At 69.1% G+C, this 20,491-nt stretch carries 18 protein-coding genes; 8 read left to right on the forward strand and 10 right to left on the reverse strand.

What is annotated here, in order from left to right; genetic code table 11:
- Positions 1 to 2: 2 nt before the first annotated feature.
- Positions 3 to 1,916, reverse strand: a complete 1,914-nt coding sequence (locus AB8619_RS07600) for an alkyl/aryl-sulfatase (protein WP_436795859.1) — start codon at positions 1,914 to 1,916, stop codon at positions 3 to 5.
- Between the two features lie 53 nt (positions 1,917 to 1,969).
- On the opposite strand from AB8619_RS07600, the gene AB8619_RS07605 reads away from it, so the two are divergent.
- The gene (locus AB8619_RS07605; protein WP_436795860.1) at positions 1,970 to 3,733 is read left to right on the forward strand and encodes an SLC13 family permease; all 1,764 of its coding nucleotides are present in this window, start codon (positions 1,970 to 1,972) and stop codon (positions 3,731 to 3,733) included.
- A gap of 44 nt (positions 3,734 to 3,777) precedes the next feature.
- The gene (locus AB8619_RS07610) at positions 3,778 to 4,908 is read left to right on the forward strand and encodes a nitronate monooxygenase (protein WP_436795861.1); all 1,131 of its coding nucleotides are present in this window, start codon (positions 3,778 to 3,780) and stop codon (positions 4,906 to 4,908) included.
- Positions 4,909 to 4,922: 14 nt separating this feature from the next.
- Here AB8619_RS07610 and AB8619_RS07615 read toward each other — a convergent pair whose 3' ends face one another.
- Positions 4,923 to 5,399 carry a hypothetical protein gene (locus tag AB8619_RS07615; protein WP_436795862.1) on the reverse strand — a complete coding sequence of 159 codons (477 nt, stop codon included), beginning with the start codon at positions 5,397 to 5,399 and terminating at the stop codon, positions 4,923 to 4,925.
- Between the two features lie 109 nt (positions 5,400 to 5,508).
- Between AB8619_RS07615 and AB8619_RS07620 the strand changes: the two genes are divergently transcribed.
- Positions 5,509 to 6,294, forward strand: a complete 786-nt coding sequence (locus tag AB8619_RS07620) for a transglycosylase family protein (protein WP_436795863.1) — start codon at positions 5,509 to 5,511, stop codon at positions 6,292 to 6,294.
- A 69-nt stretch (positions 6,295 to 6,363) separates the two neighbouring features.
- Here the strand turns inward: AB8619_RS07620 and AB8619_RS07625 are convergent, their stop codons facing one another.
- Positions 6,364 to 6,750: a hypothetical protein gene (locus AB8619_RS07625; RefSeq protein WP_436795864.1), complete on the reverse strand. Its 387-nt coding sequence runs from the start codon at positions 6,748 to 6,750 to the stop codon at positions 6,364 to 6,366.
- A 28-nt stretch (positions 6,751 to 6,778) separates the two neighbouring features.
- Here AB8619_RS07625 and AB8619_RS07630 point away from each other — a divergent pair, with 28 nt between their 5' ends.
- A complete protein-coding gene (locus AB8619_RS07630; protein WP_436795865.1) occupies positions 6,779 to 7,963 on the forward strand; it encodes a cytochrome P450 in 1,185 nt (394 codons plus the stop codon).
- 215 nt (positions 7,964 to 8,178) lie between these two features.
- Here AB8619_RS07630 and AB8619_RS07635 read toward each other — a convergent pair whose 3' ends face one another.
- A complete protein-coding gene (locus tag AB8619_RS07635; protein WP_436795866.1) occupies positions 8,179 to 8,757 on the reverse strand; it encodes an adenylate kinase in 579 nt (192 codons plus the stop codon).
- 117 nt (positions 8,758 to 8,874) lie between these two features.
- On the opposite strand from AB8619_RS07635, the gene AB8619_RS07640 reads away from it, so the two are divergent.
- Positions 8,875 to 10,308 (forward strand): PLP-dependent aminotransferase family protein, encoded by a 1,434-nt coding sequence (locus tag AB8619_RS07640; RefSeq protein ID WP_436795867.1) that lies wholly within the window; start codon positions 8,875 to 8,877, stop codon positions 10,306 to 10,308.
- Here AB8619_RS07640 and AB8619_RS07645 read toward each other — a convergent pair.
- Together AB8619_RS07645 and AB8619_RS07650 are read right to left on the reverse strand one after the other, a co-directional pair.
- On the reverse strand, positions 10,297 to 11,469 hold the full coding sequence (locus tag AB8619_RS07645) for a PLP-dependent aminotransferase family protein (protein ID WP_436795868.1): 1,173 nt from the start codon (positions 11,467 to 11,469) through the stop codon (positions 10,297 to 10,299). The genes AB8619_RS07640 and AB8619_RS07645 overlap by 12 nt on opposite strands.
- 42 nt (positions 11,470 to 11,511) lie before the next feature.
- A complete protein-coding gene (locus AB8619_RS07650) occupies positions 11,512 to 12,963 on the reverse strand; it encodes an AMP-binding protein (protein WP_436795869.1) in 1,452 nt (483 codons plus the stop codon).
- 41 nt (positions 12,964 to 13,004) lie between these two features.
- Here AB8619_RS07650 and AB8619_RS07655 point away from each other — a divergent pair, with 41 nt between their 5' ends.
- Positions 13,005 to 13,895, forward strand: a complete 891-nt coding sequence (locus AB8619_RS07655) for a TIGR03620 family F420-dependent LLM class oxidoreductase (protein WP_436795870.1) — start codon at positions 13,005 to 13,007, stop codon at positions 13,893 to 13,895.
- Positions 13,896 to 14,002: 107 nt separating this feature from the next.
- Here AB8619_RS07655 and AB8619_RS07660 read toward each other — a convergent pair whose 3' ends face one another.
- A complete protein-coding gene (locus tag AB8619_RS07660; protein ID WP_436795871.1) occupies positions 14,003 to 14,932 on the reverse strand; it encodes an LLM class flavin-dependent oxidoreductase in 930 nt (309 codons plus the stop codon).
- A 59-nt stretch (positions 14,933 to 14,991) separates the two neighbouring features.
- On the opposite strand from AB8619_RS07660, the gene AB8619_RS07665 reads away from it, so the two are divergent.
- On the forward strand, positions 14,992 to 15,435 hold the full coding sequence (locus tag AB8619_RS07665) for a hypothetical protein (protein ID WP_436795872.1): 444 nt from the start codon (positions 14,992 to 14,994) through the stop codon (positions 15,433 to 15,435).
- Between the two features lie 191 nt (positions 15,436 to 15,626).
- Here AB8619_RS07665 and AB8619_RS07670 read toward each other — a convergent pair whose 3' ends face one another.
- Positions 15,627 to 16,961, reverse strand: a complete 1,335-nt coding sequence (locus AB8619_RS07670) for an acyl-CoA dehydrogenase family protein (RefSeq protein WP_436795873.1) — start codon at positions 16,959 to 16,961, stop codon at positions 15,627 to 15,629.
- A gap of 131 nt (positions 16,962 to 17,092) precedes the next feature.
- On the opposite strand from AB8619_RS07670, the gene AB8619_RS07675 reads away from it, so the two are divergent.
- Positions 17,093 to 17,839, forward strand: a complete 747-nt coding sequence (locus AB8619_RS07675; protein WP_436796360.1) for an endonuclease/exonuclease/phosphatase family protein — start codon at positions 17,093 to 17,095, stop codon at positions 17,837 to 17,839.
- Here AB8619_RS07675 and AB8619_RS07680 read toward each other — a convergent pair.
- Positions 17,817 to 19,526 carry an N-acyl-D-amino-acid deacylase family protein gene (locus AB8619_RS07680; RefSeq protein WP_436795874.1) on the reverse strand — a complete coding sequence of 570 codons (1,710 nt, stop codon included), beginning with the start codon at positions 19,524 to 19,526 and terminating at the stop codon, positions 17,817 to 17,819. The genes AB8619_RS07675 and AB8619_RS07680 overlap by 23 nt on opposite strands.
- A 48-nt stretch (positions 19,527 to 19,574) precedes the next feature.
- Positions 19,575 to 20,486, reverse strand: coding sequence for a 1,4-dihydroxy-2-naphthoyl-CoA synthase (locus tag AB8619_RS07685; protein ID WP_436795875.1), 912 nt, complete (start codon positions 20,484 to 20,486; stop codon positions 19,575 to 19,577).
- Positions 20,487 to 20,491 lie beyond the last annotated feature (5 nt).

Genomic DNA, 20,491 nt, shown 5'->3' on the forward strand with positions numbered 1-20,491 from the left:
CTTCACGGTGTGACGATCGGGAAGACCCTCGGCCAGCGGTCGAGGCCGGCGAACAATGCGGTGATGGCGTCGGCGTCGCCGGCAACCGTGGTGTCGGGGGCATCGTCGAGTGAGACGGTTCCGTCGATCAATCCGATCAACGACGGCACCGTCGTGGAGAGCGTGCAGACGGCATCGTCGTCGGACTGCGCCGGACGATGGAAGAGCGTCTGATTCGACAAGCCCACGACGTGGCGCTCGCTTCGGTCGGTCACCTCGACGTTGACGGACCACGAATCGAGTCCGAGCCGCTCGGGGACGAGACGGACGGCGAGCGCATCGAAGAGCATCTCGGTGGTCATCGCCGGTGCCAATCCACCGAGGTTCGACATGCCGAGGTCGAGCAAGCCGTCGGCCCGTAGCTCCTGCGCGCCGGTCAGGTAGAAGTTGCGCCAGGGGCCCGATTCGGCCTGATATCCCAGCTGCTCCAGCGTCTCGGCCAACAGGAGACGAGCCTCGCGGTGCGACGGGTCGGCGAAGACGACGTGGTCGAGGACCTGGGCAGCCCACCGGTACTCGCCGGCAGCGACGTCGGCCCGCGCTCGGTCGACCACGGCGTCGGCGCCGCCCATGTACTCGACGTACTTCGCGCCGGCGGCCTCGGGCGGGAGGGCGTGGAGGTGCGACGGGTTGCCGTCGAACCACCCGATGTATCGCTGGTACACCGCTTTCACGTTGTGGCTGACCGTGCCGTAGTAGCCCCGCGCGTGGAACTCGCTGCGGAGGCCCTCGGGCATGTCCAGCGTCTCGGCGATCTCGAGGGGCGTGAGTCCGTGGTTGGCGAGCCGCATCGTCTGGTCGTGGATCCAGCGATAGGCGTCGCGCTGCTGCTCGAGGAACTGGCGGGAGTCGTCGGAACCGAACCGGGGCCAGTGGTGGCTGGCGAAACAGATGTCGGTGTCGGCGGCGAAGAGGTCGATCGCCTCCCCGATGTACTTGCTCCACGCCAGTGCGTCGCGCACCTGCGCACCGCGCGGCGTGTAGAGGTTGTGGAGGTTGTGCGAGCAGTTCTCGGCCATGCACAGCAACCGCAGGTCGGGGAAGTGGAAGTTCATCTCCGCGGGCGCTTCGGTCCCCGGCGTGTACTGGAACACGACCCGGACGCCGTCGATCTCGAGCTCGGTGCCGGTGGCGCCGATCTCCTCGGTCGGCGGGATGAGACTCGTCGTTCCCAGCGGTGTCGCCTTGCCGAGACCGCAGTCGACCTGGCCGCGAGGTCCTTGGGGGAGCAGCGCTCCGTACATGTACATCGCACGGCGGAGCATGACCGGACCGGCGATGACGTTCTCGCTGACCGCTTCGGCGAGGAACCCCTCGGGAGCGATGATCCGGCAACGACCGGCATCGACGTCGGCCTGGGTGGTGACCCCGAGGACGCCGGCGAAGTGGTCGATGTGGCTGTGCGTGTAGATGACGGCGACGACGGGCCGCTCGCCGAGGTGCTCGTTGGCGAGATCGAGCGATGCGCGGGCGGTCTCGACCGAGGTGAGCGGGTCGATGACGATCCAGCCCGTGTCGCCGGCGATGAAGGTGATGTTCGAGAGGTCGTAGCCCCGTACCTGCCACACGCCGTGGGTCCCGGAGGTGTCGACCTCGAACAGCCCGTGGATGCAGTTGAGGCGGGCCTGGCGCCAGAGCGAGGGGTTCACGGTCTCGGGTGCGGTCTCGGCCTCGCGGACGAAGTCGTGACGATGGATGTCCCACACGACGTGCCCTTCGCCGATGGTCCCGGTGGCGTGCTGGGCGACGAGACCGCGGGAGGCTCGTTCGAAGTCCGCTTGATCGTCGATGGGCACCGACGCTGCGACGGCGAGGTTGTGCCGGCGGGTGTGGGTGGATGCCTCGGCCGGCGTCGTGGGGCTGATGCTGTCGTCCATCGTCGAAGCATGGCACTCTGTGGCCCCATGAGGGACCGGAAGTGGCGCTCCGGATGAGCGGTGACGAGTGGACGACGCTGATCGTCCTCGTGGCGATGCTCGGTGTGCTCGTGGTCGACCGGTTCCCGCCGGCCGGCGTGGTCTTCGGCGCGACGTTCACGCTGCTCATCACCGACGTGATCGAGGCCGACGTGGCGTTCTCGGGGTTCTCGAACTCGGCCCCGCTCACGGTCGCCGCTCTGTACGTGCTGGCCCGTGGTGCGCAGAAGACGGGAATGCTGACGTCGATGACGTCGCGACTGCTGGGTGACGGCACCGGCCGGCGAGCGATGACCCGATTCCTCGTCCCGACGGCCGGGGCGTCGGCCTTCTTCCCGAACACGCCGCTCGTCGCCATGCTCATCCCCGACGTGCTCGGCTGGTGTCGGCGCCACGGCGTGTCGCCGTCGAAGTACCTGATGCCGTTGTCGTTCGCCGCGCTGCTCGGCGGGGTCGTCACCGTCCTGGGCACGTCGACCAACCTCGTGATCTCCGGTCTGCTCGACGCCGAGCCCGACAGCGCGCCGCTGTCGGTGTTCGAGATGACGAAGGTCGGCCTCCCGGTGGCGGCGATCGGTCTCCTGCTCCTGCTCTTGGTCGGCGATCGACTGGTGCCGGCGCGGTTGACGCCGCCCGAATCGGCCGAGGCCAACTCGCGGGAGTTCTCGATGACGATGCAGGTGGTCGCCGGCGGACCGCTCGACGGTTCGACGGTCGCCGACGCCGGGCTCCGTGACCTGCAGGGCGTGTTCCTGGTCCAGATCGAGCGTGACAACTCCGTCGTCAGCCCCGTGGCGCCCGACCGGCGTATCGACGGTGGCGACGTGCTCACCTTCGTGGGCAACGTCGAGGAGATCCTCGATCTCCAGCGTCGCAAGGGGCTCCGCTCCACAGAGGAGGCACACGTCCTCGCTGTCGACTCGCCCGACACCCGCTTCTTCGAGGTGGTGATCGGCCGGTCGTCGCCCCTGGTCGGGTCGACGATCCGTGACTCGGGATTCCGGGGCACGTACCAGGCCGCCGTGGTGGCGCTCCACCGCTCGGGCCACCGCGTCGCCGGCAAGCTGGGCGGAATCCGGCTGCGCAACGGCGACACGCTCCTGCTCCTGGCCAAACCCGACTTCCGGCGGAACTGGCACGACAAGCGGGACTTCCTCGTCGTGGCGCCCGTCGGGGGCGAATCGCCGGCCGCGACATCTCGGGCGCCGATCGTGGCCGTCGTGACCGCCGCAGTGATCCTGCTCAGCGCGACCAACGTGTTGCCTCTGCTCGAGGGAGCGATCCTCGGCGCGGCGGCGTTGATCGTGAGCCGCACCCTCACCTTCGTCGAGGCCCGTGAGGCCATCGACATCGACGTGATCATCCTCATCGCGTCCGCATTCGGGCTCGGGGGAGCGATGGACTCGACCGGGCTCGCGCAGCGCATCGCCGACGGGCTGAGCGATGCATTCGGCGGCTTCGGCTCTGCCGGCGTGATCTTCGGCGTGGTCCTGGCGACGGCCGTCCTCACCGAACTGGTCACCAACAACGCGGCCGCCATCGTGATGTTCCCGATCGCGATCGCCTCGGCCGGCGTCGCCGAAGTCGACCCCCGTGCGATGGCGATCGCCGTGGCCGTCGCCGCATCGGCCAGCTTCCTCACGCCGATCGGCTATCAGACGAACACGATGGTCTACGGCCCTGGTGGCTATCGCTTCCTCGACTATGCGCGCGTCGGAGCGCCGCTCACGGCGACCGTGCTGGTCGGGACGACGGTCATGACCGCGATCACGGGTTGATGCAGAACTAGAACACGTTCCAGTTCTCTGGCAAGCTGATGTCCATGCAGACCCCCATCGCGCAGCGCCTCGACATCGAGTTCCCGATCTTCGCCTTCACCCACTGCCGTGACGTGGTGGCGGCCGTGTGCAACACCGGTGCCATGGGCGTGCTGGGGGCCGTCGGCTTCACGGTCGACCAGCTCAAGCAGGAGCTCGACTGGCTCGACGAGCACGTCGAGGGCACCTACGGCGTCGACATCGTCATCCCCGGCAAGTACGAGGGCATGGACGAGATGGATCCCGACGCTCTCGAGGACATGTTGAAGGGCATGATCCCTGACGAGGTGCGGGAGTTCGCCCGGGGGATCTTCGACGAGGCGGGCGTCCCCCGGCTGACCGAGGAGGAACAGCCACACGAACTGCTCGGGTTCGGGATGGCCACCGCGATGCCGTTGCTCGAGGAGGCGCTGTCACGCCCGAAGTGTTCGCTCATCGCCAACGCTCTGGGGACGCCACCCGAAGACGTGATCGCCCATGTGCAGGAGAGCGGTCGGCTCATCGGAGCCCTGTGCGGTTCGGTCAAGCACGCCAAGGCGCACGAAGCCGCCGGACTGGACTTCGTGGTGTGTCAGGGCGGCGAAGGCGGCGGCCACACCGGCGACGTCGGTTCGGTCGTGCTGTGGCCCGAGGTCATCGAGGCCGTCGACATCCCGGTCCTGGCCGCCGGGGGAGTGGGGTCGGGCAAGCAGATGGCGGCGGCCATGGTCATGGGCGCACAGGGCGTCTGGACGGGCTCGTTGTGGCTGACGGTCGAGGAAGCCGACATCCCGCCCGGCCAGATGGAGACGTACATGGCAGCCACGAGCCGCGACACGATCCGCTCGCGGTCGTGGACGGGCAAGCCGTGCCGGATGCTCAAGAACGACTGGACCGAGGCGTGGGAGCGCCCGGACACGCCGGATCCGCTCGGCATGCCGATGCAGTCGATGGTCTCGGTCGAGGCGATGGCGCGCGGCCACCGCTACCCCACGCAGGCCAAGGACGTGAACTTCATGCCGTGCGGCCAGATCATCGGTCGGCTCGACAAGGTGCGCCGATCGGCCGACGTGATCATGGAGATGGTCGAGGAGTTCGTCGAGTCGATGGAGCGGGGCGCTGCGCTGCTCCAGGTGGACGCCACGCCGCAGGCCTGAACCTCGAGCCGGAGTCAGCTGCTCGGGTTCACGATCGGGTCCAGCACGTTGACGTAGTCGGCGAGGCGTGAGGCGATCTCGAACGCCGCCTCGTCATCGTCGAGGTCGGGCTCGATCCAGGTCTCGCTGCAACGCCGCCAGTCGTCGGGGCGTCCGAGGAACGGGCCGGCCTCGGCCTCGTCACCCAACTCGTCGCGCCATCGCCGCTCGGCGGCGAGGAGTCGATCGAGCGCGGCGTCGTTGACGGACTGGTCGCGGTCCTCGGCGTGGAAGCCGATCTCGAGCGCAGCACCCGCCACCTCGTCGACGAATCGGCGGGGGATCACCTGTGCCTCGTAGTGGAGTCGCGGTGCCGTCGGGTCGACGCCGGGACGGGCGACGACCCAGGCCTTGACTCCTCGCCGGTGCGACCGGAAGTGCAGGGTGCCGACCTCGGCCGACACCAGGGTCCGGGCGAGCTCGCCGACCTGTTCGAACAACGGCAGTTCCACCTCGTCACCCTGCCATCCGCGGTCGTGTGACCGGTGTCTCGTGAACGTGTGCACGAGTTTGTGTCGATTTGGTGACGGGCTAGTGTTACGGACTCGTGACATCCAGAGCGTGCGCTCACTACGCACCGGTCACCTCGTCCCTGTTGCCGAACCGGAATCCGGAACCATCACTTCACACCTCGATCCCGACAACGCTCGCCTCGACCGGACATTCCGGCGTCGCCGCCTCGGCCTCCTGGCCGGGGTCGCGGTCGTGGTGGTCAGCATCGGCCTGGTGTTCCAGCCGAGCGGCGACACCGCGGTCGACGGCGAGTTGGCCGTGGCCGCAGGTGACGGCTCGGTCAGCGCGCAGTCGGTGACCGGACCGGTCACGCTCTCCGCCATCGTGGCCGAGACCACGTCGACGCTCCTCGAGGCCACCACCACGGTCCCGGAGACGACGACGACCACCACGCCGCCGACCACGGCAGAGCCGATCACCACCTCGACGGTGGCGCCGACGACGACAGCGGCGCCGGTCACCACGGCGGCACCGGCGACGACCGCTCCGACGCGGGCCGTGGCCCCGACGACGACGGCAGCGCCCACTCCGCCGCCGACGACCGCGGCGCCCACCACGACCTCCGACGGCGACTACGAGTACGGCGATCCCCGAGGCCTCCAGGTTTGGCTCGACCTGGCGCAGTGCGAATCGCATGGCAACTGGTCGATCAACACCGGCAACGGGTACTACGGCGGCCTGCAGTTCAGCCTCGGCGCCTGGGAGGGTGTCGGCGGTACCGGCTACCCCCACGAGCACTCCCGCGACACGCAGATCACCATGGGCCGGCGACTCCAGGCGCAGTACGGCTGGGGCGCATGGCCCCATTGCTCGAGCGAGCTCGGACTCCGCTGAGTTCGACGGAGAACCGGGGACCTGTCGCCTGGTTCGGTTGAAGCACAACTCGACGACGGGCGCCGCGTGTCAGCCGACAGGCAGCGCCTTTGCCGTGCGAGTCGTGGCGAACTGATAGCCGGCGAGGCCCATCAGGAGCACGCCGTTCGGGATGTGGATCGCCGCAGCATCGGCGGTGTCGCGTCCCACGTAGCCGAGTCCGATCTGGGTGAACGTCAGCAGGGCGATCATCCCGGCGACGGCGAGTTCGCCCCCATCGGCCTTGTCGGCCAGCGCCAGTCCGAGGTTCACGAGGGCCAGGATGAAGACGCCGTTGCCGATGTAGCCGTGGGTCTCGATGATCAGGTTGCCGAGGAAGAGGAACCGTCCGGCGAGGATCGCGAGCAGGAAGACGAGGGCGAGGGTGAGCCCGGCACAGATCTGGCGGGCGCGCTGGAGGGACGTCGTCGGTGACATCCCGACAGCATGTCGTACGGTGCCCGTCGTGCATGAGCCGAGCGATCTGGCCGCCCCGCTGGCCGACGGCGCGTTCTATGCGGGGGACCCGTACCGGACCTACGCGTCGTTGCGGCGTGAGGAGCCGGTGGCCTGGTGTGATCCCGGAGGATTCTGGGCGTTGTCGACCCATGCCGGGGTGCTCGCGGCGTCGACTGATCCCGACACCTTCTGTTCTCGCCGGGGCATCCTCGCCATGGAGATCGGGGTCGAGTACGCCACGCCACCGACGATGATGCACACCGATCCGCCGGAGCACACGGCCTATCGAAAGCTCGTCGCCCCGGGCTTCCGTCCGTCGGTGATCCGGCGCACGGCCGAGCGGGTCGCCGACCGGACCGAAGAGGTGCTCGACCGGCTTCCCGAGGGAGCGTTCGACGCCGTCGAGTCCCTGGCGGTCCCGTTGCCGCTGCTGTTGATCGCCGACGTGCTGGGCGTGCCCACCGACGACCTCGACCGCTTCTTCGCATGGTCCGAGGCCGCGATCCCCGGTGAATCAAACATGGATCCTGGTGAGCAGCAACGGTTGATCGGCGAGTGCTGGGCCTACCTCCTCGAGCGATGCAACGACCGTCGTGCCGACCCCGCGGACGATCTCGTGTCGGTCCTCGTCCACACCGAGCTCGACGGACGGCGACTGTCCGACGACGAGTTGGTGATGTTCCTCAACCAGCTCCTGATCGCCGGGAACGAGACGACGAGGAATGCGATCTCCGGCGGGCTGCACGCCTTCGCCGACCACCCGGACCAGTGGCAGCAGTTGGTCGACGATCCGACGCTCGTCGACTCCGCCGTCGAGGAGATCCTGCGCTGGACCACGCCGGTGATCTCGTTCCTGCGCACCACCACACGCGAGGTCGACCTCGAGGGACAGACGATCCCCGCCGGCGATCCCGTGCTCCTGCTGTACCAGTCGGCCAACCGCGACGAGAACGAGTTCGGGGCCACCGCCTCGACGTTCCTGGTCGACCGCCGTCCGAACCACCACCTGTCGTTCGGGTTCGGGGCGCACTTCTGCATCGGCGCGTCGCTCGCTCGGATGGAGATCGCGACGCTGCTCCGATCGTTGCTCCGCCGGGGTTGGACTCCTTCTGGTCGCGGCGAGGTCGTCCGGACGGCGTCGCCGGTCATCGCCGGCCTCCGTTCCCTCCCGTTGGCGTTCGACGGCCGCTGAGTCGTGTTGGGGAGGGCAACTCGTTCTTCGTCGCCTGAGTTGCATCAGCGCGACTCAGACGACGAGGAATCGTTCGGAGAGCTGTTCGTGGACGACGCGACGCAACCGGCAGTTGTGCCGTTCAGGAGTTGTCGTGCTTCTGCGGTTGTGGCGTCACGCCAGCCGTGAGGCCACAACCCCAGAACAGATGAGAATCCGCTCTCCTGCTGCCGAACTCAGTCGGCGATGAGGTCGGCAAGGCCCTTCTCGACCCGCTCGGTGACCTCGTCGACGGTGCCGAGACCATCGATGCGCAGGAGGATGCCGCGCTCTTCGTAGAAGTCGATGAGCGGAGCGGTGTTCTCCTCGTAGATGCGGAGACGGTTGCGGATGACGTCCTCGGTGTCGTCGCTCCGGCCCGAATCACGGCCACGTTCGACGAGACGTCGGACGAGTTCGTCCTCGGGGACGTCGAGCATGATCACTGCGTGGAAGGTCCGGTTCTTGTTCCGGCCCCACTCGTAGGCGCCCTCGGCCTGAGGCAGCGTGCGGGGAAATCCGTCGAGCAGGAAGTCCTCGCGGGGCTGGCGTCCGCCGAGTGCCTCGTTGACCATCGAGATCACCAGATCGTCGGGGACGAGGCCGCCGGCGTCCATGTGTTCCTTCGCCGCCTGACCGAGTTCGGTGTTGCGCGCGACGTGGTCTCGCAGGAGATCGCCGGTCGCCAGGTGCGGCACGCCGTGGCGCTCGGCCAGACGTTCGCCCTGCGTTCCCTTGCCCGCACCGGGTGGTGCGAGGAGCAGTGCTCGGAACAACGGTCCCCCTGTGTCTGCGTCGCCGGATGGAGTTGCCGACGGTAGCGCACCGGCCCCCGTGCGCCGGACTCCGGAATCGCCCACCTCGGCGGTCTGCCGACCCGCGAGACTGCCGGTGTGGGGAGCCCCGAGCGCGTCGACGCACGAGCACTGATCGGCGTGCTGGGCGACTGGTCGGCGGGCGCGGGACCGCTCTACCGGCAGTTGGCGTCAGCGCTCGTGTCCGCCGTCGAGCGTGGCGACCTCCCCCCGGGAATGAGGTTGCCGGCGGAGCGTTCGATCGCCGAGGCACTTCCTGTGGCGCGTAACACCGTCGTGGCGGCGTTCGGGTTGCTGGTCGAGTCCGGTCATGTGGTCCGCCGGCAGGGGAGCGGTTCCACGGTCGCCGGCGAGTCGCGGGGCGATCGCCCTGCGTTGGCAGCGGGGCTTCGGGCGCAGACCCTGACAGGACGAGCCCTGCATCACGGTGGGCAGGACGATCCCGTCGAACTCGGCCTCTCGGTGCTCGACGACCCGGAGTCACTTCCGGCGTGGGCCTTCGACGTCGACCCCGTCACGGTGGGCCGCGCCGGGCGTGGGCACGGCTACGCCCCGCTGGGGATCGACGCCCTGCGCGATCGCGTCGCCGAGCTGTTGACCGCTCGGGGACTCCCGTCGGCGTCGTCGGAGGTCGCGATCACGCTCGGTGCGCAACACGGCATCGCACTGGCCGCCGAGGTCCTGGGGGACCGGGGCACGGGTGTTGCGGTCGAGGACCCGACCTATCCGGGTGCGATCGACGTGTACTCCCGCGCCGGACTGCGCTTCGCCGCCGTCGACACGGACGCCGGCGGGACCGACCCGGCCTCGCTCCGGAGGGTTCTCGCCGGAGGTGGCGTCGGTCTGGTGCATCTCGCACCCCAGTGCGCGAGCCCGACCGGGGTGGTGACGGTCGACGCCCGACGCCCGGAGATCCTCGAATTCCTCCGAGCATCGGACGCCTGGCTGGTCGAGGACGCCGCCCTCGAGTTCCTCGCGCCGCCCGCCGAACACGGCTACCTGGCCGCATCGATGCCCGAACGGTCCGTCGTCGTCGGAACCACCAGCAAAGTGCTGTGGGGTGGACTCCGGGTGGGGTGGCTCCGGGCGCCGGCCTCGGTCGTCGAGCGGATCGGGCGCCTGCGCGCTGCGCACGACCTGGGCTCTCCCGTCGCGCCCCAGGTGACCGCGCTCCGCCTCCTCGATGACATCGATGACATCGCCGACCAGCGCCGTACACGGGCGGCCGGTCGGCGTCAGTACCTCCGTGAGCGGATCCTCGCAGCGGTTCCGGACGTGCGCATCGCCGTTCCCGATGGGGGGCTGAGCCTGTGGGTCGAGGTCGAGGACGCCGACCGGTTGGTGGCCGACGCCGCCACCGTCGGCCTCGACATGGTGTCGGGCCGGGTGTGCAGCGTGACCGGAGGTCAGACGGATCGCGTCCGCCTCAGCGTGTGGGCGCCGGAGGTCGTGCTCGACGAGGCCGCACGGCGATTCGGTGTCGCCTGGCGGCTGGGTCGATCAGACGACTGAGCCGAGGCGACGTGCCGCCTCGCGGAGTTCGGTCGGACCGAGCGTCGCGTAGGTGGCCCGGAACGTCGACGTGGGGTCATCGCCCGTTCGGAACGCCGAACCGGGGACGAAGGCGACGCCGGCATCGACGGCCCGAGGGAGCAGGGCCGTGGTGTCGACGCCGGGGATGTCGGCCCACAGGAACAGCCCGCCTCGGGGTTCGGCGATCGTCGCGCCAGGCAGCGCCTCGGCGAGTGCGGCGCGGAGTTCGCCGGCGCGCTCGCGGTAGAAGGCTCCGAGGACCTTCGACCGCTCGGTCATCCACCCGGGCACGGCCAGCAGATCGAGGACGAGTTGCTGGCTCAACGTCGACGTGTGGAGGTCGGTGGCCTGTTTGAGGCGAGCGAGCACGGTGATCAGGGGCGGGGGCGCGACCATCCATCCGACCCGCAGGCCCGGGGCGATCGTCTTGGAGGTCGTGCCCAGGCTGATGGCCCGATCGGTCCAGGTGGAGACGGGTGGATGCACGGGCTCGTCGAAGCGGATGCGCCCGTAGGGGTCGTCCTCGACGACGAGGAAGCCCCAGTGGTCGGCGAGCGCTGCGAGATGGCGGCGCCGCTCCGGATGGAGGACGGCCCCGGTGGGGTTCTGGAAGTCGGTGACCGTGTAGACGAGCTTCGGGCGGCCCCCTCGGGTCAATGCCGCCTCGAGGGCCTCGGTGTCGAGTCCGTCGTCATCGACGCGTATGGGAAGCCATCGCGGGTGCCGGGCCCCGAGCGCCTGGATCGCCCCGAGGTAGCCGGGATCGTCGATGGCGACCTCGTCCCCGGGGTCGAGGAACGCTCGGCCGACGAGGTCGAGGGCCTGCTGCGATCCGGTCGTGACGAGCACCTCATCAGGGGTGCACGCCCGAGATCGCCGGGACGCAGCGTCGTCGGCGATGACGGCTCGCAACGGCGTCATGCCCTCGGTCCGGCCGTACTGCAGCGGTTCGCCCGAGGGGCTGCGGATCGCGGCATCGGCGACCCGGGCCAGATCGTCGACGGGGAACGTCGCCGGGTCCGGCATGCCGCCGGCGAGGGACAACACGTCGTCGAGGTCGACCAGGGCGAGGATCTCGCGGATGACCGACGACCGTGCGGTCTTCGCGTCAGCGGTCAACAGGTCGTCGAGCGGCGTCATCGGAGCAGTGTCCGACGGCGGCCGCCCCACGACGAGAGCCAATCAGGGAGATTGGACCCGTTCTGCTGCCAGGAGCGAGCGGCGCACCTTGCCGGCGTCGTCTCGCACCGGTTCGTCGACGAACTCGAAGGTGCGCGGGATCTTGTAGCGCACGATCTCGTCCGCCAGGTGCGAACGGAGGTCGTCGGCGGTCAGCGGCGCCGTGGGGTACACGATGGCGTGGACCCGCTCACCGAGGTCGTCGTCGGGCAGGCCGATGACGGCGCAGGAGCCGACGTCGGGATGGCGGTCGATGGCCGCCTCGACCTCGGCCGGATAGATGTTGGCGCCGCCGGTGAGGATCATGTCCTTCTTGCGGTCGCCGAGATAGAGGAACCCGTCCTCGTCGACCCAGCCCATGTCGCCGAGGGTCTCCCACCCGTCGTCGGTCCGCGTCGCCTCGGCGCCGACGTAGCGATACGTCCGAGCGCCGTCGGGTGGGCGGAGGAACACCTCGCCGGGTTCACCGGGCGCGGCATCGGTCCCGTCGGCGCGGACGATCTTGATCTCGCCCGCGGACGGGCGGCCGACCGAACCGCGGTGGGTGAGCCAGTCGGCGCCGGTGATGATCGTCGCCGCCTGCGCCTCGGTGCCGGCGTAGAGCTCGTAGATCCGTTCCGGGCCCATCCATCGGATCCACTCCTCCTTGAGCCACGGTGGGCACGGCGCGGCGAGGTGCCAGATGCGCTGCAGTGACGAGAGGTCGTACCGATCACGGACCTCGGCGTCGAGCTTCCAGATGCGCTGCATCATCGTGGGTACGAGGTAGAGCGTCTCGGCCCCGTGGTCCTCGACGGCCTGGAGCGTCGCTGCGGCGTCGAAGCGGGGGAGCACCACGGCATGGCCGCCCGTACGCAGCTGTTCGACCGTCCAGACGAACGGGCCGTTGTGGTAGAGCGGGCCGGGCATCACGATCGTCCCACCGCGACGGCTGAACGCCGGTTTGGCATCGGGGTCGGTCGTCGACGGCGTGCCGGCGACGATGAGCTTGGGGCGGCCGGTCGACCCTCCGGACGTGGGCGCCTTCCAGGCAGGGGAGACGGCGTCTGGCAACGGGCTGGCGTCGATCGCTGCGTCGGGGACGAAGTCGGGTGGGAGCGACGCTCGACCCGCTGCTCGGTCGGCTTCGACCCCGGCCACGACACGGCTGTCGGCGAGGGCGACGATCTCCTCGAGCTCACGTCCGGGGAGCTTGGACGACACGGGTTGGGGGATCGCCCCGATCAGCCAGCACGCCACGGTCGTGACCACGAACGCCTCGGAGTTGGGGAACGCGATGGTCACCATGTCGCCGGTCTCGACGCCGAGATCGAGCAGATGGCGTGCGGTGCGCGTCGACTCGTCGAGGAGCCACCGCCACGACCGCGTGGGCCCGCCGACGATCGTCAGCGCCGGAGCATCGGGGCTCGTCTCGGCGTGGGAGGTGAACAGCGCGGCGTAGGAGATCTCGTCCATCGCCGGTCATCGTCGCGCGGAACGTCTGCCAGGATGCGTGAATGACAGCGATCGAGCAAAAGATCGGGAACCGCGGCATCTGGTGGTTCACCGAAGGCATGACGACCGACGAGGCGGCGGCGTTCGCACAACGCCTCGAGGCGATGGGCTACGGGGCGCTGTGGATCCCCGAGACACTGGGTCGTGACCCGTTCGCCCACGCCGCCATGTTGCTGGACCGGACCGAAGACCTCGTCGTCGCCACGGGCATCGCCAACATCTTCCACCGCCATCCCGGCGCCATGCTCCAGGCGCAGAACACGCTCGCTGAGCAGTCCGGGGGGCGCTTCCTGCTCGGACTCGGGGTGTCACATGCCCCGATCGTCGCCGGCGTGCGCAAGCTCGACTACTCGAAGCCGCTGACGCAGATGCGCGACTACCTCACCGGCATGAAAGAGTCGGCCTTCATGGCCGTCGGTCCCGCCGAGCCCCCGAAGACGGTGCTCGCTGCCCTCGGCCCCAAGATGCTCGAGCTGGCGGCGTCGGACGCGGACGGTGCCCATCCGTACTGGACGACTCCGGAACACACGGTGCTCGCCAAGGCGGCGCTCGGGCCCGACAAGATGCTCTGCGTCGAGCAGAAGGTCGTCCTGACCACCGATCCCACCGAGGCACGCGATGCGGCGAGGGCGGCCCTGGCGATGTACATCGGACTGCCGAACTACTACAAGAACTGGCTGCGGCTCGGCTACACCGAGGACGACTTGGCCGACGGCGGCAGCGACCGACTGGTCGACGGCCTCGTCGCATGGGGGACGGCGGCGCAGATCGAGCAGCGTCTCCAGGCGCACGTCGACGCCGGCGCCACCCACCTGGCGATCCAGGCACTGAACCCCGGTGGCGGCGGCACGACACCCGACTTCGCTGCGCTCGAGGCGCTCGCCCCCGCCTGACCCCCCGAAATCAGAGGAGCGGAAGACCCGACCCTCCGCTTCTGGGTGCGCGATCGGGACGTCTCACGTCCCGATCGCGCACCCAGAACGATCTGTTCAGAGGGCGGTCAGGGGCCTGCGAGTTGTGGGGCGACCTCGGTGCCGAAGCGGGCGACCTGGTCGGCGTACTCGGCGGCCGACCGTGCGGCGAAGCGCACCTGCAGTTGCGTGGCGCCGAGCTCCGCGAGACGTCCGAGACCGCGTGCGATGCGGTCGGGATCACCGGTGAAGGTGCCGGCGGGCGGTTCGAAGGTCGGCGTACCGACGTGGACGAACGACGTGATGATCCCGACGTCGATCGGGCGTCGCTCACCGTGGAGTCGCTCCTGGTGCTGGTGGATCGTCTCGATGGCTGCCGGCATCTCGGGATAGGGCGTGCCCTGCGGCAGCCAGCCGTCGCCGAACTCGCCGGCCCGACGCAATGCGGCCTTCGAGGATCCTCCGATCCAGATCGGTGGGCCGTCCGCCCGAGGCGAGCGGGGCGCGATGTTCCCGTCGCCCACCCGTCCGGTACGGAACGCCTCGCGGATGGTGGTGAGCGCCTCGTCGGTCAGACGACCTCGCTCGCCGTGGTCGACGCCGAGGAGCGCGAACTCGTCAGCGACGTGGCCGGCGCCCACGCCGAGGATCGCCCGTCCAGCCGACAGCGCGTCGAGTGTGGTCCACGCCTTCACCACGGCCGCCGGATGGCGGTAGGCGGGCACGTAGACGTGGCTCAGGAGATGCACGTTCTCGGTGTACCCGGCGATCCACGACAAGGTCGCCACGGTGTCGTACCAGGTCGTGCTCATGGCGTCGGCGAGCGCATCGGGGATGGCGATGTGGTCGCAGACGGCGACGTAGTCGAAGCCGCTCGTGTCGGCCGCACGCACGATCGCCTCGAGTTCGTCGGGGCAGGCGTCGGACTCCCACGACTGGGCGTAGTTCGTGCTCTGCGACTGGATCGGCAGCTGCATCCCGACCGCGAGACGACCGGGCGTGAGGAGTGATCGGGCCACGGCGATGCACCCTATGGGATCAGCGATCCGGGCCCTTCGGAGTGTCACACTCGTCGCCCATGGCTCCGCGACGTCGCACGAAGTCCACCTCCCCGTCTCGCGACGATGCGTCCGACGGTCAGCCGCTCCTGCTCGTCGACGCCGGCATGGCCGCCGGGTGGCGCAGGGCCGAGCCCGACCTCGACCAGCTCGACGAGGTGGTCGAGGCCGCACGCGCGGTCGTGCCCGACGTGGTCGTCCTCGGCGATGCCTCGCTGAAGTGGTCGCTGCCCGACTCGCAGCAGGAGAAGTTCGAGCAGTACCGCGCGACCGCCACGGTCCTGTGCGCCCCGGGTGGCACCACGGGCGGCCACCACGAGTTCCTCAAGACCGCGGCACGCGCCGCGGCCAGCCGCGGGCGCGACGTCTACATCCTGTCGGCGCTGGCCTTGGGCGATGGCCCGTGGCGGCTCGCGATGGTCCGACGGCCCGAAGGCCGCTGGACCATCGAACTCGCCGACTGATCGATCGCGCACCCAGAACGAGTTCGCGGAGCAACCTCAAGCTTCTGGGTGCGCGATCGGTATCTCTGGCGTCCCGATCGCGCACCCAGAACGAGAATGTTGGGTGTTGCGTGTTGGATGTCCCGATGGTGGATGTCGGCACCCTCGATCGGGGCGACTCCGGTCACCAGCGGCCCGTCAGGGCCGACGGACTACCCGTTCTTCGGGAGTTCCTTGAACGGTAGGACCTTGTCCTGGTTCGGCTCCTTGGGGAGGCCGAGGACGCGCTCACCGATGATGTTCTTCTGGATCTGGTCGGTGCCGCCGTAGATGGCCGGCCCCGGCGAGAACAGCGCCGATTCGGTGATCATCGACGTGAACGGGTTGCCCGTCGCGTCGGCGAGCTTCTTCTGCTCGTCGCTGTTGTAGGCGTGCAGCGTGCCCATCGGGCCGAGCAGCGAGAGACCGAGCTCACGGTTCATCCGCAGGATGTCGGACATCGACAGCTTGGCGATGTTGGGGAGACCCGGGATCTGCTTGCCCGCAGCACGAGCTGCCTTGGCGCGCAGGTTGTTCATGCGAGCGATCTCGTAGGCGGTGTGGAGCCGCATCAGGTCCTGGCGGACGCGCTTGTCGCCGACCTTGCCGGCGCCGGTTGCCAGGTCGATCATGCCCTTGGCGCCACCGCGGCCCGAGAGGGCGCCGCCGGAGCCGGACGAGCGGCCAGCGCCGCCACCGCGGACGAAGTCGCCGACGCGCTTGGGGAGGTCACCGGCGATGGTGCCGGGGGACGCCATCGAGCCTGCGGCAGAACCGCCACCGGCACCGAGGCCGGCCCGCTCGTGCATGAGGGTCGTGTTGGCGACGCGCCAGCCGTTGTTCAGGCCGCCGATGCACCACTTGTCGGGGACGCGGACGTCCGACATGAAGACCTCGTTGAACATGGCCCGGCCGGTCATCTCCTTGAGCGGCCGGACGTCCATGCCGTCCTGGTGCATGTCGATGCCGAAGTAGGTGATGCCCTGGTGCTTGGGGAGGTCGGCATCGGTGCGGGCGATCAGCATGCCCATGTCGGCGATCTGGCCGCCGGAGGTCCACACCTTCTGGCCGTTGACGATCCACTCGTCGCCGTCCTTGATGGCCTTGGCCTGGAGACCTGCGAGGTCGGAGCCGGCGCCAGGCTCGGAGAAGAGCTGGCACCAGGCCTTCTGGCCGGTGATGATGTCGCGGACGAGGGTGTCCTTCTGCTCGTCGTTGCCCATGTCGATGATCGTCGGGCCGGCGAGCAGCAGGCCGAGACCGCCGGGGGCCGAGAGGGCGCCGAACTCGGCGATGCGGTTCTGCACGGCGACGGCTTCGGAGCGCTGCAGGCCCTTGCCGAACCACTCTTCGGGCCACATCGGTGCGCCCCAACCGGACAGACCGAGGCGGTTCCACCACTCCTCGACGGTGATGTCGGGGTCCCAGTTCTCGTTGAGCCACTGGTCGAGCTCTTCGATGATCTCGCTCTCGCTGAGATCGGCTGTGCGTGGTGCGGTGTCCGTCATGTGTACCCCTCGAGTGTCCAGATTCGCGCCCATGATGGCAGGTCGGGCGACCATTGGAGCGTGCACTTGACCGGTGGGTCAAGTCGACGACGTGTGACGTACGGCTGATGCGGCACCATGGCGTGGTGACGATGCGCTTGGTGACGTGGAACCTCCAGGGAAGTGCACGGCCCGACCTGGCCGCGGTCGCCTCGACGATCGCCGCATCCGGGGCCTCGGTGGTCCTCGTACAGGAGATCCAACGACGCCAGGCGAAGCGGTTGGCCCGTCTGCTCGGGTGGTCGGTCACCTGGCGGTTCAAGCACTGGTCGATCGCCGTACCGCCCGAAGGCCTCGCCATCCTCAGCCCCGAACCGCAGAGGGACGTCCGGCGGGTCGTCTTGGCACTGCCGTGGTCGTTCTGGTCGTGGCGGCGGAGGATCGCCGTGTCGGCCACGATCCCGGGATCGCCGACGGTGCGGGTCGTGAACACGCATCTCGGTGCCGGGGTCGACGACGCCGAGCGGGCCCGACAGGCCGAGCTGACGATCGAGATGACCGGCGTCGCCACGGGAACCGACCCGGCGTCGGACGTCAGCGGCCCTGCGGTGGTGGCCGGCGACCTCAACACCAAGCCCGGCTCGGTCGTCCTGCGGGTCTACGAGGACGCGGGTCTCGTCGACGCCTGGATGGCCGCCCGCGGGGATGCGCCCGGCGCGACCAACTGGTCGCCCGGTCCGCGGGTGGAACCACCCACCAAGCGTCTGGACTACGTGTTCGCCACCCCGGACCTGTCGGTGCTCGACGCGACCGTGCCGTCGGCGGAGGATGCGGTCGAGCGGTTCGGCCCGATCTCTGACCACCTGCCGCTGACGGTCAGCTTCGACGTCCTCGGATGACCTTGCCCGGGCGAGCACCGGTCGGCTTGCCGTCGATGAAGGTGACCTCGCCCGACTGGATGGTCCGCCGGTAGCCGTCGACCGGCTGGATCAGGCGTCGTCCGCCGGCGGGGAGGTCGAAGATCATCTCCGGCACGTGGAGGTGCAGGGCCTCGAGGTCGATCACGTTGATGTCGGCTCGCTTGCCGACCTCGAGTGAGCCACGATCGCCGAGGCCGTAGACGTCGGCCGTGACCTTGGTCTGCTTGTTGATCACGTGTTCGAGCGGGAGTCGGTCGCCGCGTGAGCGGTCGCGGACCCAGTGGGTGAGCAGATAGGTGGGGAACGACGCATCGCAGATGAGGCCGCAGTGTGCGCCGCCGTCGGAGAGCCCGACCGCCGACGCCGGGTGCTCGAGCATGGTGCGGATGGCCTCGTGGTCGCCCTCCACGTACGAACCGAGCGGGCTGAAGAGCAACGACTTGCCGTCGTCCTCGAGCAACCATTCGAGGGCCACGTCCTGCGGGTCGCGCCCTTCTCGTGCTGCCGTGGCCTCGACCGAGGTCTCGGGAGCGGGTTCGTAGTCGCACTCCTGGCCGAGCCGGAACATGCCCTTCCAGTTCGTCGCCATGTGGAGCGCGCCCGGCGACTTGGTCCGGGGCTCCTCCGCCAGCAGCGTGGCGCGGAACTCGGGGTCGCGCAGCGTGGCGACGCGCTCCTCCAACGGCATCGCCCACAGCGGCCGGTAGCTCGGATGGGCCATGAAGGGATGGAACGAACTCTGGAGACCGAACAGCATCCCGGTGGGCCGGCTGGGCACCTGCGGGAAGACGTTGAGTCCCTCTTCTCGCATCTCCATGGCCTCGTCGAGGGCGCCGATGAAGGCTTCCGGAGCCCGGGGTGACTGGGCGAGCGAGTAGGTGACCGTCACGCCGGACATCTCGGCCAACTCACGAACCCAGCGCCGGTCTGCCGGATCGGACCCGAGACCGTCGGAGATGTACTGGAAGACCGACGGCCCGGCGTCCGACACGCCTCGGCCGATGGCGATCAACTCGTCCGGCATGGCATTCGTTCCGGGGATGAGTCCGTACTTGGAGGAGTGGAGGAGCGTCCGACTGGTCGAGAAGCCGATGGCGCCCTGGCGGATCGCCTCGGCGGTGATGTCGGCCATCTCCTGCATCTGGTCCGCGGTGACCTCGTCGACGTGGGCGTCCTTGCCGAGCACGTATGCCCGCAGCGCGGCGTGGGGCACCTGGGCCGCGACGTCGACCGTGCGGGGCATCTCCTCCAGAGCGTCGAGGTACTGACCGAAGGTCTCCCACCGCCAGTCGATGCCTTCGTGGAGCGCGGTGCCGGGGATGTCCTCGACGGCCTCCATCAACTCGACGAGGAAGTCCTCGCCGCCGGGACGCAGCGGGGCGAATCCGACCCCGCAGTTGCCCATGACCACGGTGGTGGCGCCGTGCCAGGACGACGGTGCCATCTCCGGATCCCAGGTGACCTGGCCGTCGTAGTGGGTGTGGATGTCCACCCAGCCCGGTGCGACGAGGTCGCCCGCGGCGTCGATCTCTTCGCGCCCGGTTCCTTCGACTTCGCCGACCGCGGAGATCAGTCCGTCATCGATGGCGATGTCGCCGTCGAACCGCTCCCGTCCCGTGCCGTCGACGATGACGCCGTTGCGGATGACGAGGTCGTGCTGAGCCATGGGGTCCCCCTGGAGTGTGACTTGACCGTGCGGTCAAGATAGCCGCACTCAGTAGTGGTAGGGGAATGACGACCAGTCGGCGTCGCGCTTCTCGAGGAAGGAGTCGCGACCCTCCTGCGCCTCGTCGGTGCCGTAGATCAAGCGGGTGGCCTCGCCTGCGAACACCTGCTGGCCGATGAGGCCGTCGTCCGCGAGGTTCATGCCGAACTTGAACATCCGCATCGCCGTCGGCGACTTGCCGCAGATCGTCCGGGCCCACTCCAGCGCAGTGGCTTCGAGGTCGGCGTGGTCGACGACACGGTTGACCATGCCCATGCGGTGGGCATCGTCGGCCGAGTACTCCTCGGCGAGGAAGAAGATCTCGCGGGCGAACTTCTGACCGACCTGCTTGGCGAGGTAGGCGGAGCCGAAACCGCCGTCGACCGATGCGACGTCGAGGTCGGTCTGCTTGAACCTCCCGTGCTCGCGACTGGCGATCGTCAGGTCCGACACGACGTGGAGCGAGTGACCGCCGCCGGCGGCCCACCCGGGCACGACGGCGATGACGACCTTGGGCATGAAGCGAATGAGTCGTTGGCACTCGAGGATGTGCAGGCGACCGGCGCTCGCCGGGTCGATCCCTGCCGCGGACTCGGTCTCGCTGTACTTGTAGCCGTCCTTGCCGCGGATGCGCTGGTCGCCGCCGGAGCAGAATGCCCAGCCTCCGTCGCGTGGCGACGGGCCGTTGCCCGTGAGGAGCACTGCGCCGACGTCGGGGGACTGCCGGGCGTGGTCGAGCGCCCGGTACAGCTCGTCGACGGTGTGGGGACGGAACGCGTTGCGGACCTCGGGACGATCGAACGCGATGCGCACGGCGCCCGTGTCGACCGCTCGGTGATAGGTGATGTCGGTGAAGTCGAAGCCGTCGACCTCACGCCATGCCTCCGGGTCGAAGATGTCAGAGACCGAGTTCTCGCTCATCTCGT

It is taken from the genome of Actinospongiicola halichondriae (assembly GCF_049103745.1).
Lineage (GTDB): Bacteria > Actinomycetota > Acidimicrobiia > Acidimicrobiales > Salinilacustritrichaceae > Salinilacustrithrix > Salinilacustrithrix halichondriae.

What these genes read in the sequence shown, in the direction of transcription:
- AB8619_RS07600 (WP_436795859.1), bottom strand. Translation starts at nt 1,916, where the DNA reads ATGGACGACAGCATCAGCCCCACGACGCCGGCCGAGGCATCCACCCAC.
- AB8619_RS07605 (WP_436795860.1), top strand. Translation starts at nt 1,970, where the DNA reads ATGAGCGGTGACGAGTGGACGACGCTGATCGTCCTCGTGGCGATGCTC.
- AB8619_RS07610 (WP_436795861.1), top strand. Translation starts at nt 3,778, where the DNA reads ATGCAGACCCCCATCGCGCAGCGCCTCGACATCGAGTTCCCGATCTTC.
- AB8619_RS07625 (WP_436795864.1), bottom strand. Translation starts at nt 6,750, where the DNA reads ATGTCACCGACGACGTCCCTCCAGCGCGCCCGCCAGATCTGTGCCGGG.
- AB8619_RS07645 (WP_436795868.1), bottom strand. Translation starts at nt 11,469, where the DNA reads ATGACGCCGCTCGACGACCTGTTGACCGCTGACGCGAAGACCGCACGG.
- AB8619_RS07650 (WP_436795869.1), bottom strand. Translation starts at nt 12,963, where the DNA reads ATGGACGAGATCTCCTACGCCGCGCTGTTCACCTCCCACGCCGAGACG.
- AB8619_RS07655 (WP_436795870.1), top strand. Translation starts at nt 13,005, where the DNA reads ATGACAGCGATCGAGCAAAAGATCGGGAACCGCGGCATCTGGTGGTTC.
- AB8619_RS07665 (WP_436795872.1), top strand. Translation starts at nt 14,992, where the DNA reads ATGGCTCCGCGACGTCGCACGAAGTCCACCTCCCCGTCTCGCGACGAT.
- AB8619_RS07670 (WP_436795873.1), bottom strand. Translation starts at nt 16,961, where the DNA reads ATGACGGACACCGCACCACGCACAGCCGATCTCAGCGAGAGCGAGATC.
- AB8619_RS07675 (WP_436796360.1), top strand. Translation starts at nt 17,093, where the DNA reads ATGCGCTTGGTGACGTGGAACCTCCAGGGAAGTGCACGGCCCGACCTG.
- AB8619_RS07680 (WP_436795874.1), bottom strand. Translation starts at nt 19,526, where the DNA reads ATGGCTCAGCACGACCTCGTCATCCGCAACGGCGTCATCGTCGACGGC.
- AB8619_RS07685 (WP_436795875.1), bottom strand. Translation starts at nt 20,486, where the DNA reads ATGAGCGAGAACTCGGTCTCTGACATCTTCGACCCGGAGGCATGGCGT.